Here is a 15,573-nt window from a genome sequence, read left to right as displayed (position 1 = left end):
GTCCGTTAGATCAGCGCGCTTAACCATCGTTGGCTGCGCGCTCTGCCTCGATGACACGCCAGGCGGCGACATTACGATTGTGGTCATCAAGGTTGGTCGCGAATGCATGCCCACCCGTGCCATCGGCGACAAAGAACACATAGTCCGTTGTATCGGGATCAAGTGCGGCCTCGATGCTTGCCCGCCCGGGGTTGGCGATGGGCGTGGGTGGCAAGGCCGGGATCGTGTAGGTATTCCACGGCGTCGGCGTATCCAACTCGCTACGCCGCAACCCGCGATCAAGCACGCTACGCCCCTCGGTGACACCATAGATGACGGCAGGGTCCGTTTGCAGACGCATGCCGCGTTCCAGGCGGTTGACGAAAACGCTGGCAACCTGACGACGCTCGTCGGCAACAGCGGTTTCCTTTTCGATCAACGACGCAAGGATCAGTGCCTCTTCCGGCGAATCCAGCGGCAACCCGTCGACACGCGCAGCCCAGGCTTCGGCCAGAATATTCTCTTGGCGCTCGGTCATCCGGTCAATGATGCTGCCCCGCGTAATGCCTGCGGTAAACTCATAGCTATCGGGTGCCAGACTCCCTTCTGCCGGAATGTCGTCCAAGGGGCCTTCCAGCACGTCAATCGCATTCAGCGCCTGCACCACCTGCCAGGCGGTCGTGCCTTCGGCCACGGCCAGTCTCAGGCGCGTGTCCGCGGCATCCAGCACCGCAGTGTATTCAGACGGCACTTCACCTTCGCCCGGCGTGAATGCGGCAACTTCCTCATAGCGACCGGTGGCAGGGTCCAGTTCCCGCACCTGCACCTCGTTAACCCGCACACCGACGCGGTAGACGATCTCGGTACCGCATGTGCTGGCCCCGCCGCGCGTCACCGTATCCACGATCTCGGCCATTGATGCGCCTTCGGCAATCAGGAAACTGCCTGCCTTTAGCTCGGATGCCTTTTCGGTGTAATCCGCGCCCATGCGAAAAATGGCAGCCGAACTGACAGCGCCCTGCGCCTCCAGATCCTCGCTCACCCGCCGCATGTTCGACCCGCCGGGCACCTGCAGACAGATCCCTTGCGCCAATGGGCCGGGGTTACTGTACTGCTGCGTGCCCCACGCCACGACGCCTGCACTGACAAACAGCGCCACGACCATGAACGTCAGTGCGTTGGACGCGATGTGTCGCCACATTTATTCGACCTTCCCCAACACCAGACTTGCGTTGGTTCCGCCGAATCCAAATGAATTCGACAAGGCAATGTCGATCTTGCAGGGGCGTTTTTCGTTGGCGCACAGATCGACCTGCGTTTCGGCATCGACCTGATCCAGGTTCAACGTCGGCGGTGCCACCTGATCACGGATCGCCAGAATGCTGAAAATCGCCTCGATCGCACCCGCGGCACCCAGCAGGTGACCGGTTGCGGATTTCGTCGACGACATCACCAGTTTGGCCGCAGCTTCCGGCCCGACCATACGTTCCACGGCACCCAGTTCGATGGTGTCGGCCATGGTCGAGGTGCCATGCGCGTTGACATAGTTGATGTCCTGCGGGGTGATCCCGGCATTCCGGCAGGCCGCACGCATCGCACGCTCTGCCCCTTCGTGATCAGGGGGCGGTGCAGTGATGTGATGCGCGTCGCCCGACAGACCATAGCCCTTGACCTCGGCATAGATCTTGGCCCCGCGCGCCTTGGCATGCTCGTATTCTTCCAGCACGACGATACCCGCACCCTCGCCCATGACGAAACCGTCACGGTCCTTGTCCCAGGGGCGCGACGCCTTGGTGGGATCGTCCGCACGGTCCGTGGACAAGGCCTTGCAGGCGTTGAACCCCGCGATACCGATCTTGCAGATCGCGGCCTCGGCCCCACCTGCGATCATCACATCCGCATCCCCATACTGGATCAGACGGCTGGCGTCGCCGATGGCGTGCGCACCGGTCGAACAGGCGGTCACGACCGAATGGTTCGGCCCCTTGAACCCGTAGCGGATGCTGACCTGCCCGGAAATCAGGTTGATCAACGCCCCCGGCACAAAGAACGGCGACACACGGCGCGGGCCTTTTTCTTCCATCATGATCGCAGTGTTCGCGATGGAATTCAGACCACCGATCCCCGACCCGATCAGAACGCCGGTGCGTTCCAGATCCTCGGTCGCGGTCGGTGCCCAGCCGGAATCCTCGATCGCCTGCTGTGCTGCCGCGATGCCGAACATGATGAATGTATCGACCTTGCGCTGCTCTTTCGGCTCCATGTACGCGTCGGCATTGAACGTGCCGTCGGTCCCGTCACCGCGTGGCACCTCGCAAGCATAGGTGGTTGCCAGCCCGGTGGGATCAAACTGGGTGATCGGACCGGCACCAGACTGCCCGTCCAGAATGCGGCTCCAGCTTGCCTCGACCCCATCGGCCAGCGGCGTGACAAGTCCCAATCCCGTAACAACGACCCGGCGCATAATTCGTACCTTTCCGACAGAGAATTGCCGACCTGATACCGTAACATCGTCAGCAGGGGCAAGTGCCGCAGGGCAGCGATGCAGTCACCTGCACGGGTCACCCCGGCAATCCGCGCGATTCAGCCGATCAAAGGCCCCATCACAACAAAAAAGACCCCCGGCTGAACCGGGGGTCTTTTGTATCAGAAGGTCCAAGAGGACCGGAACGCTGGCTTACAGCGCGCCCTTGATGAACTTGACCGCATCGCCGAACGTCTGGATGGTCTCGGCTGCATCGTCGGGGATTTCGATACCGAATTCCTCTTCGAATGCCATCACCAGCTCGACGGTGTCGAGGCTGTCTGCGCCCAGGTCGTCGATGAACGACGCGCTTTCGACGACTTTGTCTTCTTCAACACCAAGATGCTCTACAACGATCTTGCGTACGCGGCCTTCGACGTCGCTCATGAAATATCCTCACGTTCTGTATGGGGCATGCCCCGGTTTTGAAACGGACCAAATGGCCCGTTTATTCGTTTCCGCCCGGCCTATAGCAGAGAAACGAGAGCACGCAAACGCTTTCGCACTCAGACCGGTCACGGCTCAGAGCATGGCCATTCCGCCATTCACATGCAAGGTCGCACCGGTGACGTAGGCAGCCTCGGGGCTTGCCAGATACAGAACAGCGGCTGCAATCTCGTCTGCCTCGCCCATCCTGCCTGCCGGAATCTGGCCCAGAATACCGCTGCGCTGTTCGTCGTTCAGTGCGTCTGTCATCGGTGTGGCGATGAAACCGGGTGCCACGCAGTTGACCGTGATTCCGCGACTTGCGACCTCGTAGGCGATGGATTTGCTCATGCCGACCATACCGGCCTTGCTCGCTGCATAATTCGCCTGACCGGGGTTGCCGGTCGCGCCAACGACGGAGGTGATGTTCACGATCCGGCCCCAACGCGATTTCATCATGCCGCGAATGGCCCCTTTGCACAGCCGCATGCTGGATGTCAGGTTGACGTCCAGCACGCTGGCCCATTCATCATCCGACATCCGCATAAAGATGTTGTCGCGCGTGATCCCGGCGTTGTTCACCAGAATGTCCAGCGACCCCATCGCCTCGATCGCCTGTTTCGGCAGTGCCGTGACGGCCTCTGCATCGCTCAGGTTGCAAGGCAGCACGTGAACCCGTTCGCCCAGCTCGGCCGCAAGCGCCTCCAGCGGTTCGACCCGTGTGCCGGACAGACCCACCGTGGCCCCCGCCCCATGCAGCGCGGTCGCAATGGCCCCGCCGATCCCGCCAGAGGCACCCGTCACCAGCGCATTCTTACCTGTCAAATCGAACATCTCTTATCCCTTCATCGCGGCTGCAACCGCCTTTGCCTCTTCGGGCGTGCCGACATTCGCACACGCCGCGTCTTTTGCGATCCTGCGGATCATGCCGGACAATGCCTTGCCTGCACCGATCTCGGTAAATGCCGTGACCCCCTGATCGGCCATCCACGCAACAGACGTGGACCACCGCACGCGACCCGCAACCTGCGCAACCAGCAGGGCGCGAATCTCGTCAGGGTCCGTCACAGCAGTTGCTTTGACATTCGCCACAACCGGAACACGCGGGGCGCGGATTGTCACGGCAGACAGCGCCTCCTGCATCACCTGCGCTGCGGGTGCCATCAGCGCACAATGAAACGGGGCCGAAACCGGCAGCATCAGGGCACGCTTCGCACCGGCCTCCTTTGCCAGAACAGCCGCACGTTCCACCGCGGCCTTGGCCCCGGAAATCACGGTCTGGGACGGATCGTTTTCGTTCGCCACCTCGCAGACGCCCGCGTCAGCGGCGGCGGCGACCACCACCTCGACCTGCGCGATGCTCAGCCCCAGCACCGCAGCCATGGCACCCTCGCCGACGGGCACGGCATTCTGCATCGCCTCGCCGCGCGTGCGCAGCAGCCGCGCGCAGTCTGCAATGTCCAATGCGCCAGCCGCCGCCAGTGCCGAATATTCACCCAGCGAATGCCCCGCCACATAGGCCGCATCGGATATCGTGATCCCCTCGGCCTCGAGTGCCGCCATGGCAGCCAGCGACGTCGCCATCAGCGCGGGTTGGGCATTGCGGGTCAATTGCAGCGTGTCGGCGTCACCGTCCCAGATCAGCGCGGACAGCTTTTCGCCCAAGGCGTCGTCCACGGTGTCGAAAACGGCCTGCGCCGCCGGATAGGCCTCCGCCAGCGCCTTGCCCATCCCTATGGTCTGGGCCCCTTGGCCGGGAAAAACGAATGCGCGCATGAGGTCTCCTGTCATTTGTCAATTGACGGCTTGGATAGCCAAAGCCCCCAAGTCGCACAATGCCTCTGCGTCAATGCAAATTGCGACCTTGCTTTGGAACAGGCTATATCTGCACCAAATTGAAAGGATTTGCGCCCATGTCCGACACCCCGACAACCTACAGCACGGTGACCAAGACGTTTCACTGGCTGACGGCCGTACTCATCCTCGCCCTGCTGATCCTCGGCACGTTGGCCAATGACTGGGCTGCGGATACCGATTCCGCACTCGCGATCAAGACAACGCTCTTTTCGACCCACAAGACCTTGGGCGTGCTTTTGTTTTTCGTGGCCCTCCTGCGTATCGTCTGGGCAATCGGCCATCGCAAACCCGGCCCCCTGCACCCTGAACGCAAGACGGAAACGCTGCTTGCGGAAATCGTGCACTGGACGCTTTACGGCAGTCTGGTCCTCGTGCCGCTGACGGGCTGGATCGACCACGCCGCCTCGACCGGGTTCGCCCCGATCTGGTGGCCGTTCGGACAATCCCTGCCTTTCGTCCCCAAGGACCCCGATGTCGCGCATCTGTTCGGCAGCATGCACATCATCCTGACCAAGGTGCTGATTGGCGCGCTTGCCCTGCATATCGCAGGTGCGCTCAAACATCATTTCATCGACAAGGACGCCACCCTGCGCCGCATGTGGTTCGGGAAATCGCAGATGCCGGATGTCGCCTATCACCGCACGCCAATCGCTGCTCCGGCGCTGGCCGCCGCTGCACTGGCAATCGGTGCAGGCGTCGGCGCTGGCATGGCCGCAGGCACAACCGCGGCACCCGCAACCGAAGCACTGGCCGAGGTCGCATCGGACTGGACCGTTCAGGACGGAGCACTTGGCATCACAGTGGTGCAGATGGGCGACGAGGTCACAGGCAGCTTTGCCGACTGGACCGCATCCATCACCTTTGACCCCGACGCCACAGCGGATGCAGGCGCGGTCGAGGTCACGGTCTCCATCGGGTCACTGACGCTGGGCTCGGTGACGGATCAGGCCATGGGGCCTGACTTTTTCAATCAGGCCAATTTCCCGACAGCCACCTTTGCAGCGCCCATCACGGTTCAGGACGACGGCAGCTATGTCGCGGACGGAACACTCACGCTCAAGGGGATCGAGGCACCCGTCACCCTGCCATTTTCGCTGACGCTTGACGGCGACACGGCCACGGCTACCGGGCAAACCACGCTGAACCGCCAGACATTCAATATCGGCGAAAGCATGGAAGGCGAATCCAATCTGGCTTTTGACGTGATCGTCACGATGGACCTCACCGCGACACGCAACAACTGACGAAAACCCCGCATCACGCGGTGAAAACAAAGGGCCCGCTGCGTCATGCAGCGGGCCCTTTGTTTTGCATCGACCGTTCAGGCCACCGCATGGAAAAAGGGCCGCGCCAGAATACCCCGGCGCGGCCCTCGTGCGGTCGATCAGTGCGCCGCTTATTCGGCAGCTTCAGCTTCGATCGAGATCATCACCTGCACTTCGTCGCTGACAAAGGGGGCGAATGCGCCGACTTCGAAATCGGACCGCAGCAACGTTGTTGTCGCGTCAAAGCCCAGCCATGCCTTCTCGGCCATCGGGTGCTGACCGGCCTGGTTCAGGACGGTGTCCAGAACGACTTCCTTGGTGATGCCGTTCATGCTCAGGTCACCGGTGATCAGTGCGGTGTTCTCACCGGTCACTTCGATCGCGGTCGAGGTGAATGTGACCATGTCGTCTTCAGCGGCGCCAAAGAAATCCTCAGACATGAAATGCTCGAAACGGGCTTCCCAGCCGGTCATCATGCTGCGCACCGGGAACGACACCGACACGCTGGATGCAGCGGGGTCTTCGGCATCAAAGGAAATTTCGCCGTCAAAGCCCGAAAACAGGCCGTAGGTCGTGGAAAAACCCAAGTGATCGTAGCTGAACAGAACCTGGCTGTGGCTTGCGTCCAGCGTGTAGGGCGCAGGTGCGGCCAGAACGGGCGTGGACAGCAGGGCAAGTGCGGTGGCGGTGCCGAAAATCGTTTTCATGGTGGTACTCCGTGTTGATGTGTCTGCACGGCGATAAATGTGATCTGCCCCACGAAAAGCAATTTCACATTTTTGAACACTCCATGTTCACGGGTTCCGTTGCACCACGCCCAGCACCATGTCGCGACGCAGTCGCACAGACAAAGGTTCCAGATCCTCGGGCGTGCCGCTGGCGACAACGATGCGACCGGGACCATTGCGGAAACGCACACACAGCCGCGATGTCTGGTCGTTCACGGCTTCGACGTAGACGTTTGCAATACTGTCGAAACTATACTGCGCCTGGATCGTCAGCAATCCGGTGCGGTTCAGAACCACGCGCCGCAGTTCCGACCGATGTGTGTCGATCTCATAGCGTGACGACAGCCCGCGCGTGGCATACCACATCAACAGCAGCGAAAACGCAAAACACCCGAAAATCAGCGGCGACCGGAATACGATATCCGACACAGGTGACAGCAACAGCAACGTCATCCCTGACGCCGCACAAAATGCCCCGATCAGCAACACGAGGAATTGCACGAGCACCAACGCCAGACGCGGGCTGCCCGCATGCGATATCGTATAGCCCCAGAACGACTCTTCGACGTCAAATCCGCTACTGCTCATGGGCACGAGCCCGTCGGGCATCCATCCGCGGATACGCACCACCTCACGCCGGTCAGTTGCAAGATCGCTCATCTGTACTCCTTGAGGGGTGGTTACGGTCCGCTTTTCGTCGTGCAACCGGACTTGGGCAAAACGGTGACCAATAATCGTTAATTCGGGGATTCTGCATGACCGGTGCCACTATATGTACACAGGCTTGCGCCCTGCCCGTCCCCGTGTATAAGCGCCGGACTTCCGCGCGACTTTTGACCTGCGCAGCCTCTCGTGACCGGGACGCGGAAGTGGAACCACCCGGTCTTTGAAGTGCGCCGAACATGTAAGGAATACCATGCCGCTGTATGAGCATGTGATGATTGCGCGTCAGGACTTGTCCAACACGCAAGCCGAAGCCCTGATCGAACACTTCGGGACAGTCCTGTCCGACAACGAAGGCAAGCTGGTCGACTCCGAATACTGGGGCGTCAAGACCATGGCCTACAAGATCAACAAGAACCGCAAGGGCCACTACGCCTATCTGCGCACCGACGCCCCCGCGGCCGCCGTGCAAGAGATGGAACGCCTGATGCGCCTGCATGAAGACGTCATGCGCGTTCTGACGATCAAGGTCGACGCACACGAGGACGGCCCGTCGGTCCAAATGCAGAAACGTGACGAACGCGACAGCCGTCGCGAGCGCCGCTAACTTCACAAAAGGATTGTAAGACATGGCTACCAAACCGTTTTTCCGTCGTCGCAAGTCCGATCCGTTTGAGGGCGAAAACGCTCCTGCGATCGACTACAAAGACACCCGCACCCTGCAGCGCTACATCTCCGAGCGCGGCAAGATCGTGCCTGCCCGCATCACCGCCGTCGGCGCCAAGAACCAGCGCAAGCTCGCCCAGGCGATCAAGCGTGCACGGTTCCTCGCCCTTCTGCCCTACGCAGTGAAGTAAGGACCCGCATCATGGACATCATTCTTCTCGAACGCGTCGCAAAGCTGGGCAACATGGGCGAAGTCGTCTCTGTCAAGGAAGGCTATGCGCGCAACTACCTGCTGCCGCAGAAAAAGGCGCTGCGCGTCAACGCTGCAAACCTCGCTCGCTTTGAGGCCGAAAAGGCCGCACTCGAGGCACGCAACGCTGAAACACGCGCTGCCGCACAGGCCGAGGCCGACAAGATCGACGGCAAGCAGTTCATCGTGATTCGTTCCGCTTCCGACGCCGGCTCGCTCTATGGGTCCGTCACACCGCGTGACGTGGCCGATGCTGCTGCCGCCGACGGTTACAAGGTCGACCGCAATCAGGTCGTGCTGCAAGGTCCGATCAAGGATCTGGGTCTGCACGATGTGACGCTGAACCTGCACCCCGAGGTCGAGGCAACGATCACCCTGAACGTCGCACGTTCCGCCGAAGAAGCACAGCTTCAGGCCGCTGGCAAATCCATTCAGGAACTGGCCGCCGAAGAAGAAGCAGCAGCTGAATTCGAAATCCAGGAACTGTTCGACGATCTCGGCTCTGCCGCATCCGACGACGACGGCGACGACGCGCCCCGCGCATCCGACAACGCCTGATAAAAATAAGACGCCCGCCCCTTTTCGGGTTGGCGGCCATCACGACGATAAAGGCCGGATCAGCAATGATCCGGCCTTTATTTTTTTGCGGTTTTCATCGCAGCAAAGTCAGAAATTCCATGCGCACCCGGCAACTGCGGTCGTCTTGGGTGCCGATCCAGACCTTGAGCGCGCCCGTGCCGGGGTTGGACAACATCATCGGCGGCATGAATCCATTCAGTCCCGGTCCACGATAATACCACGACCCATCGGCCGTCTGGACCAGCATATCGCGCGCGCATCCGGTGTCCGCGCTCATCTGCAGTGCCAGCCCCATCATGCCGACCAAGTTCAATTCAAAGGTTGGTGCATCGGTAAAATGGGAATCGCTGCCGCGCGCGACGCTGGCCTGCGGGCAATCGCCCAACGGGCGCATCCCCCCCGCCGTCATCCGAACGGATTTCCCGCGGCGCAGACTGACGCCACTTTCGGTCAACTGCGTGAACGACGCCATATCCGGGTTCGGACAGGCTTGCGCTGCCAACGGTAGACCGCTGAACATCAGACCACTCAGGATCAACGCGAATTTCAATGTTTTCCGCACGGGGTAAACTCGTCCCAACTGGTAGCATGCGCGCATGCCCCCTCTGTAAATAATGTGGGGCTTCCAAACGTTTGGACAAGGCCACAACGAAAAATGGCGCCCCGAGGGGCGCCATTTCAAACAATGTTGATCCTTTGGATCAGTCTTCGGCTTCCATCGCTTCGACTGCTTTCTGAAGGTCGTCCTTGCTGACTTCCTTCTCGCTCACATCTGCTTTTTCAAGGATATGATCGACGACCTTATCCTCGAACAGCGGCGCCTGCAGCTGCTGGCGGAACTGTGCGTTCTGCTGCACAAATTCAAAGAACTGACGCTCTTGACCCGGGTACTGACGCGCCTGGTTCATGATCGCCTGCGTCATTTCCTGATCCGTGACCTTGATCTCTGCCTTCTGGCCGATATCGGCCAGCAACAGACCCAGCTTTACGCGACGCTTGGCCAGCGTGATATGCTCTTCGGTCGGGTTGATCTCGGGGTGGTCATGGCCCTGGACGTCGGGGTTTTCCTCATGCCACAGCTGGTGGGCGATCTGACCGGCTTCGGCATCGACCAGGCTGGGGGGCAGTTCGAAATCGACGGCCGTGTCCAGCTCGTCCAGCAACTTGCGCTTGGCAACGGCACGTGATGCACCCTGATATTCGGCTTCCAGACGATCACGGATCTGACCCTTCAGGGCCTCCAGATCCTCGGCACCGAACTTCTTGGCCAGCTCGTCGTTCAATTCCGGCGTGACGGGCTCGCGGACTTCTTTGACGGTCACATCGAACACGGCTTCCTTGCCGGCCAGATGCTCTGCCTGATAATCATCGGGGAAATTGACCGTCACGGCCTTTTCCTCACCAGCCTTGGTTTTCAGCAGCTGTTCCTCGAAACCGGGGATAAAGGAGTTGGACCCCAGCACCAGCGGGTAATCTTCGGCCGAGCCGCCGTCGAATGCCTCGCCGTCGATCTTGCCGACGAAATCGATCACCACCTGATAGCCGTCCTTGGACAGACCGTTCTTTTTCTCGAACGTCTGGGCCTGCGGGCTCTCTGCCAGGTTGTTCAGTGCTTCTTCGACAGCAGAATCATCTGCCTTCACGATTAGCTTTTCCAGTTTGATCGCGGAAAAATCGGTGTCCGGCACATCGGGCAGCGCCTCGTAGGACACTTCGACAACAACGTCGTCGCCCTCTTTCCAGTCCGGATTGGACATCTTCATTTCGGGCTGTGCAGCCGGACGATCGCCGGTGCTGTCCAGGTGGTCGCGCAGGGCACCATCGATGCTGTCCTGCATGGCTTCGCCCATCAGGCGCGGACCGAACTGTTTGCGCAACAGGGCCATCGGCACCTTACCTTTGCGAAAACCCTTCATTTCCACGCCAGGGCGCGCTTCTTCCAGCTTCTCGACAACTTTTGCATCCAGCTCTGCCGCTGTGACAGTGATGGTATAGCCGCGCTTGAGGCCGTCGTTCAGGGTCTCGTTGACCTGCATGGAATGTCCTTCTTTCATTCGAATATGGTGCGGGTGAAGGGACTTGAACCCCCACGCCTTGCGGCGCCAGAACCTAAATCTGGTGCGTCTACCAATTCCGCCACACCCGCATTGTTACGGGGGCACGTTTCCGCGCCCCCGGTGTTTGGCGGCTGTCTAACAAAGGTCACAGGGGGATGCGAGAATAAAAAGCATCCCAGAAAAAGCATGACTGTGCCAGAATCTTGCCTTAGTTGTGAAAGAACTATTGAGGCAGACACAAGCTAGAGCGGGAAAAACGCCATGCAGACCAAGACGATCGAACGCAGCGTTGCTGCGCCCAAGAAAGCTAAACTCAACGCAGGCGTTTGCGCCGGCACAACCATCATGACGATGGAAGGCGAAATGCCCGTCGAACACCTCGAACCGGGCATGCGCATCATCACCCGTGACAGTGGCATGGCGATCCTGCGCAAAATCGACGTCGCGACCCAGAAAATCGCGCCGATCCGCATCAAGGCGGGTTCACTGGGCCACACACGCCCCGACCGCGACATGATGGTGACGCCCAACACGATTCTGCACATTCGCGACTGGCGTGCCGAGGCATTGTTCGGAACCCAGACCGCCAACATCGAGGCCGCCCGCCTGGTTGACGGCGAATACCTCGCACCGCAGGCCGCACAGAAAATGACGACCTACACACTTACCTTCGATCGCCAGCATATTCTCTATGCTGACGGCATCGAAATGGCATCCGCCGCCGTCTGACGGCGCGATGCGGCCGCATGGCCGCACATGACTATAAAAACAGCACGCGCAGTGCTTTCGGGACGTGTCTATGCCGATCTTATGATCGTCTTGGCCCGAAAGCACGGCGCGTTTTTGCGTTTTTCACCCAAAATTCCCCGAAAAATGGCTGATCGCCAGACGTGCGATCCCAGCACATCCCGGCAGTTCTCATTTTGCACATTTATTGACCAGACAGCGCAAAAAGTAACCTGTTGCGTATTTTTCAGTCTGTTCCCACGCCCTTCGATGCCGGGATGAATTGTAGGTCTGCCATGAAAATGATCTCACCTCGGAGGTAAGCCATACGGGGGAGTCTGCGTGAAAAAAATCGAAGCCATCATCAAGCCGTTCAAGCTGGATGAAGTAAAAGAAGCGCTGCAAGAAGTCGGCATTCAGGGCTTGTCCGTGGTCGAAGTCAAAGGTTTCGGCCGCCAGAAAGGTCACACCGAATTGTACCGCGGCGCTGAATACGTCGTCGACTTCCTGCCCAAGGTAAAGCTCGAGGTCGTCCTTGCTGACGATCAGGTCGACGCGGCCATCGCCGCAATCGTCGAGGCTGCCAAAACCGACAAGATCGGTGACGGAAAGATTTTCGTCAGCACGGTCGAACAAGCCATCCGCATCAGAACCGGCGAATCCGGCGACGACGCGCTGTAAACTATAAGACACGAACCGAAAGGACAGCTCATGAGCACCAAAGACTTTCTGAAAATGATGAAGGACGAGGAAGCCGACTACGTCGACATCCGCTTCACCGATCCCAAGGGCAAGCTGCAGCACGTCACCATCGTGTCTGATCTGGTCGACGAAGACTTCCTCGAAGAAGGCTTCATGTTCGATGGCTCCTCCATCGCCGGCTGGAAATCGATTGACCAGTCCGACATGAAACTGATGCCCGACACGGCAACGGCCTATGTCGACCCCTTCTACGCTGAAAAAACCATCTGTCTGCATTGCTCCATCGTCGAGCCGGACACGATGGAACCCTACGACCGCGACCCGCGCGGCACCGCCCAAAAGGCAGAGGCCTACCTCAAGTCCAGCGGCATCGGTGACACCTTCTACTGCGGTCCCGAGGCTGAATTCTTCGTCTTTGACGACGTGCGCTACTCGGTCGCCATGAACAAGGTATCTTTCCAGGTCGATGCAATCGACGGTGCCTGGAACACCGACACCGAATACGAAATGGGCAACACCGGCCATCGTCCCGGCGTCAAGGGCGGCTACTTCCCGGTCAACCCGATCGATGACGCGCAGGACATGCGTGGCGAGATGCTGACCACCATGAAACGCATGGGCATGAAGGTCGACAAGCACCACCACGAAGTGGCCTCCTGCCAGCACGAGCTGGGTCTGATCTTCGGCACGCTGACGCACCAGGCCGATGAGCTGCAGAAATACAAGTACGTCATCCACAACGTGGCCCAAGCCTACGGCAAGTCGGCAACCTTCATGCCCAAGCCGATCGCAGGCGACAACGGCACTGGCATGCACGTGAACATGTCGATCTGGAAAGACGGCAAGCCCCTGTTCGCCGGCGACAAATACGCCGACCTCAGCCAGGAGGCCCTGTATTTCATCGGCGGCATCCTCAAGCATGCCAAGGCGCTGAACGCGATCACGAACCCCTCCACGAACAGCTACAAGCGTCTGATCCCCGGCTTCGAAGCCCCGGTTCTGCGCGCGTATTCCGCCCGTAACCGTTCGGGTTGTGTCCGTATCCCGTGGTCCGAATCCCCCAAAGCCAAGCGCGTCGAGGCACGTTTCCCCGATCCCGCGGCAAACCCCTACCTGTGCTTTGCGGCCCTGCTGATGGCCGGTCTTGACGGCATCAAGAACAAGATCGACCCCGGCCCCTCCTCGGACAAGGACCTCTACGACCTGCCGCCCGAAGAACTGGCCGCCATCCCGACGGTCTGCGGCTCGCTGCGCGAAGCCTTGGAATCGCTCGAGGCCGATCACGACTTCCTGCTGCAAGGCGACGTGTTCACCAAATCCCAGCTCGAAGGCTACATGGCCCTCAAGTGGGAAGAGGTCTACCAGGTCGAGCACACGCCGCACCCGGTCGAATACAAGCTGTACTACAGCTGCTAAATCGCAAAAGGGCGCCCCACGGGGCGCCCTTTTCGCATCAACAAACGATATCCCTGATCATCCGGCCGGACCGACAGCTGATTTCGGACCTGACGGCCCGAAACGGGTAAATCCCCCCGCATCATCTTGCTCAAAATACTCCCGCCGGAGGCTCCCGCATGCGCAACAGGCGCGCCGCGCGATCATCTGTGACCGTCAGTCCAGCTTGCCGAACCGACTGGCTTGCGTCTGTGTCCAGAACACGTCGATGACATAGCCATCTTCCGTCTGCCGTTCACCCGTCACCACGCCCTGATCGAACAACCACGCCCGCGCCTTGCCGGCCCCGAATCCCAGCGTCAATTGGTCTGCGGTCCGCGGGTCCTTCAGAACCTCGCTGATCGCGTCCAGCAGTGGGTCCAATCCCTCGCCGGTGATCGCGGAAATGGCAAAGATGTCTTCTGTTCTTGCCGCCTGGGTGACGATTCCATCGTGATCATCGCTGGGCAGCCGGTCGATCTTGTTCCAGACCTCCAGCAGCGGCGCATCATCGGCCACCCCGAGCGACGTGAGGATTGCCATCACATCCTTGGATTGTTCCTCGGTCTGCGGATGACTGATGTCACGCACATGCACGATCAGATCGGCATCCAGCACCTCTTCGAGCGTCGCACGGAAGGCCGCCACCAGCTCGGTGGGCAAGTCGGAAATGAAACCAACCGTATCCGACATGATGATCTTGTCGCCCTCTGGCAATTCGATCTGGCGCATCGTCGGGTCCAGCGTCGCGAACAGCATGTCCTTGGCGAACACATCCGCACCTGTCAGCCGGTTGAACAGCGTTGATTTTCCCGCGTTGGTATAGCCCACCAGCGCCACGATCGGATAGGGCACCTTGGCCCGTGCCGCGCGGTGCAGCGTCCGTGTCTTGACGACCTTTTCCAGCTGCCGCTTCAGCGCCTGCAACTGCATATCGATGGCACGGCGGTCGGCCTCGATCTGGGTTTCACCGGGACCACCGACGAAACCAAGTCCGCCACGCTGACGTTCCAAGTGGGTCCAGGCCCGCACCAGACGGGTGCGCTGATAGGACAATGCCGCCATTTCAACCTGCAACACGCCCTCGGCGGTGCGCGCCCGATCCGAAAAGATTTCGAGGATCAGCCCGGTCCGGTCCAGCAGTTTGACGTCCCAGGCCTTTTCCAGGTTGCGCTGCTGCACCGGCGTCACGTGGCCGTCGATCAAGACAAGCTCGACCTCTTCCGCTTTCATCCGGTCTTTCAGCTCTGCGATCTTGCCCTTGCCGAACAAGGTCCCCGGCAGCAATTTTGGCAAACGCACCACTTCTGCGCCGACGACCTGCAAATCCGGCAGGGCGGCGGCCAGCGACACGGCCTCCTCCAGCGCGGGGTCAGCCGCGCGGCGGGTACGGTCGGTTTTCAGATCCGGGTGCAGAACGTAGGCCCGTGTGATGGGCCGGTCATGTTCAAGCAATTATTCTTCGCCCTCGTACAGGCTAATGGGTTGGGCTGGCATGATCGTCGAGATCGCCGATTTGTACACCAGCTGGCTCTGGCCGTCGCGGCGCAGCAGGACGCAGAAACTGTCGAACCACGTGATGACGCCCTGAAGCTTGACACCGTTCACCAGAAAGATCGTGACAGGTACCTTGACCTTGCGCACGTGGTTCAGGAATGCATCCTGCAGGTTGGCCTTGTCAGACGCCATATCGGGTCTCCAATTATTCTTGCGGGCC

General features: G+C 60.1%; 18 protein-coding genes and 1 tRNA gene. 7 read left to right on the top strand and 12 right to left on the bottom strand.

Translation table 11 applies throughout. The features are described 5' to 3' along the window. Positions 1–19: 19 nt before the first annotated feature. From mltG to fabD, 5 genes are all read right to left on the bottom strand, one after another. Positions 20–1,180 carry an endolytic transglycosylase MltG gene (gene mltG, locus AN189_RS04410; protein ID WP_056031622.1) on the bottom strand — a complete coding sequence of 387 codons (1,161 nt, stop codon included), beginning with the start codon at positions 1,178–1,180 and terminating at the stop codon, positions 20–22. After that, complete coding sequence (gene fabF / locus AN189_RS04405) at positions 1,181–2,443, bottom strand: beta-ketoacyl-ACP synthase II (RefSeq protein WP_056031619.1); 1,263 nt, start codon at positions 2,441–2,443, stop codon at positions 1,181–1,183. 213 nt (positions 2,444–2,656) lie between these two features. Continuing rightward, on the bottom strand, positions 2,657–2,890 hold the full coding sequence (locus tag AN189_RS04400; RefSeq protein WP_056031618.1) for an acyl carrier protein: 234 nt from the start codon (positions 2,888–2,890) through the stop codon (positions 2,657–2,659). Between the two features lie 135 nt (positions 2,891–3,025). Then, on the bottom strand, positions 3,026–3,763 hold the full coding sequence (gene fabG / locus AN189_RS04395; RefSeq protein WP_056031614.1) for a 3-oxoacyl-[acyl-carrier-protein] reductase: 738 nt from the start codon (positions 3,761–3,763) through the stop codon (positions 3,026–3,028). A gap of 3 nt (positions 3,764–3,766) precedes the next feature. After that, positions 3,767–4,705 carry an ACP S-malonyltransferase gene (gene fabD, locus AN189_RS04390; protein ID WP_056031612.1) on the bottom strand — a complete coding sequence of 313 codons (939 nt, stop codon included), beginning with the start codon at positions 4,703–4,705 and terminating at the stop codon, positions 3,767–3,769. Positions 4,706–4,842: 137 nt separating this feature from the next. On the opposite strand from fabD, the gene AN189_RS04385 reads away from it, so the two are divergent. Continuing rightward, positions 4,843–6,030 (top strand): cytochrome b/b6 domain-containing protein, encoded by a 1,188-nt coding sequence (locus AN189_RS04385; RefSeq protein ID WP_056031610.1) that lies wholly within the window; start codon positions 4,843–4,845, stop codon positions 6,028–6,030. Positions 6,031–6,182: 152 nt separating this feature from the next. Here the strand turns inward: AN189_RS04385 and AN189_RS04380 are convergent, their stop codons facing one another. Continuing rightward, a complete protein-coding gene (locus AN189_RS04380) occupies positions 6,183–6,758 on the bottom strand; it encodes a YceI family protein (protein WP_056031607.1) in 576 nt (191 codons plus the stop codon). Between the two features lie 87 nt (positions 6,759–6,845). Then, entirely contained in the window at positions 6,846–7,439 is a 594-nt protein-coding gene (locus AN189_RS04375) for a hypothetical protein (RefSeq protein ID WP_157057376.1), read from the bottom strand. A 256-nt stretch (positions 7,440–7,695) separates the two neighbouring features. Here AN189_RS04375 and rpsF point away from each other — a divergent pair, with 256 nt between their 5' ends. From rpsF to rplI, 3 genes are read left to right on the top strand one after another with little or no spacing between them, the layout of a single operon-like run. Beyond that, positions 7,696–8,049: a 30S ribosomal protein S6 gene (gene rpsF / locus AN189_RS04370; protein ID WP_056031601.1), complete on the top strand. Its 354-nt coding sequence runs from the start codon at positions 7,696–7,698 to the stop codon at positions 8,047–8,049. Between the two features lie 22 nt (positions 8,050–8,071). Further along, positions 8,072–8,299: a 30S ribosomal protein S18 gene (gene rpsR / locus AN189_RS04365; protein WP_056031599.1), complete on the top strand. Its 228-nt coding sequence runs from the start codon at positions 8,072–8,074 to the stop codon at positions 8,297–8,299. Between the two features lie 11 nt (positions 8,300–8,310). Continuing rightward, on the top strand, positions 8,311–8,916 hold the full coding sequence (gene rplI, locus AN189_RS04360) for a 50S ribosomal protein L9 (protein WP_056031597.1): 606 nt from the start codon (positions 8,311–8,313) through the stop codon (positions 8,914–8,916). 94 nt (positions 8,917–9,010) lie between these two features. Here rplI and AN189_RS04355 read toward each other — a convergent pair whose 3' ends face one another. From AN189_RS04355 to AN189_RS04345, 3 genes are all read right to left on the bottom strand, one after another. Further along, entirely contained in the window at positions 9,011–9,499 is a 489-nt protein-coding gene (locus tag AN189_RS04355; RefSeq protein ID WP_056031594.1) for a hypothetical protein, read from the bottom strand. Between the two features lie 139 nt (positions 9,500–9,638). Continuing rightward, complete coding sequence (gene tig / locus AN189_RS04350; protein WP_056032132.1) at positions 9,639–10,973, bottom strand: trigger factor; 1,335 nt, start codon at positions 10,971–10,973, stop codon at positions 9,639–9,641. 25 nt (positions 10,974–10,998) lie between these two features. Further along, positions 10,999–11,083: transfer RNA gene (locus AN189_RS04345), tRNA-Leu, on the bottom strand. Between the two features lie 172 nt (positions 11,084–11,255). On the opposite strand from AN189_RS04345, the gene AN189_RS04340 reads away from it, so the two are divergent. The 3 genes from AN189_RS04340 to glnA all read left to right on the top strand — a co-directional run bounded on the left by AN189_RS04340 (position 11,256) and on the right by glnA (position 13,838). Further along, positions 11,256–11,723: a Hint domain-containing protein gene (locus AN189_RS04340; protein ID WP_056031585.1), complete on the top strand. Its 468-nt coding sequence runs from the start codon at positions 11,256–11,258 to the stop codon at positions 11,721–11,723. Between the two features lie 339 nt (positions 11,724–12,062). Next, a complete protein-coding gene (locus AN189_RS04335) occupies positions 12,063–12,401 on the top strand; it encodes a P-II family nitrogen regulator (RefSeq protein ID WP_056031582.1) in 339 nt (112 codons plus the stop codon). Between the two features lie 30 nt (positions 12,402–12,431). Beyond that, positions 12,432–13,838 (top strand): type I glutamate--ammonia ligase, encoded by a 1,407-nt coding sequence (gene glnA, locus AN189_RS04330; protein ID WP_056031579.1) that lies wholly within the window; start codon positions 12,432–12,434, stop codon positions 13,836–13,838. A 195-nt stretch (positions 13,839–14,033) separates the two neighbouring features. Here the strand turns inward: glnA and hflX are convergent, their stop codons facing one another. Together hflX and hfq are read right to left on the bottom strand one after the other, a co-directional pair. Beyond that, entirely contained in the window at positions 14,034–15,311 is a 1,278-nt protein-coding gene (gene hflX, locus AN189_RS04325; RefSeq protein WP_056031576.1) for a GTPase HflX, read from the bottom strand. Continuing rightward, positions 15,312–15,545 (bottom strand): RNA chaperone Hfq, encoded by a 234-nt coding sequence (hfq, locus tag AN189_RS04320; RefSeq protein WP_056031573.1) that lies wholly within the window; start codon positions 15,543–15,545, stop codon positions 15,312–15,314. It lies immediately after the preceding gene. Positions 15,546–15,573: the final 28 nt, after the last annotated feature.

This window comes from Loktanella sp. 3ANDIMAR09 (assembly GCF_001420005.1).
In the GTDB taxonomy this organism is placed as follows: domain Bacteria; phylum Pseudomonadota; class Alphaproteobacteria; order Rhodobacterales; family Rhodobacteraceae; genus Loktanella.
Note: the sequence above shows the minus strand (reverse complement) of the source record. Positions and strands in the feature narration are given on the sequence as shown.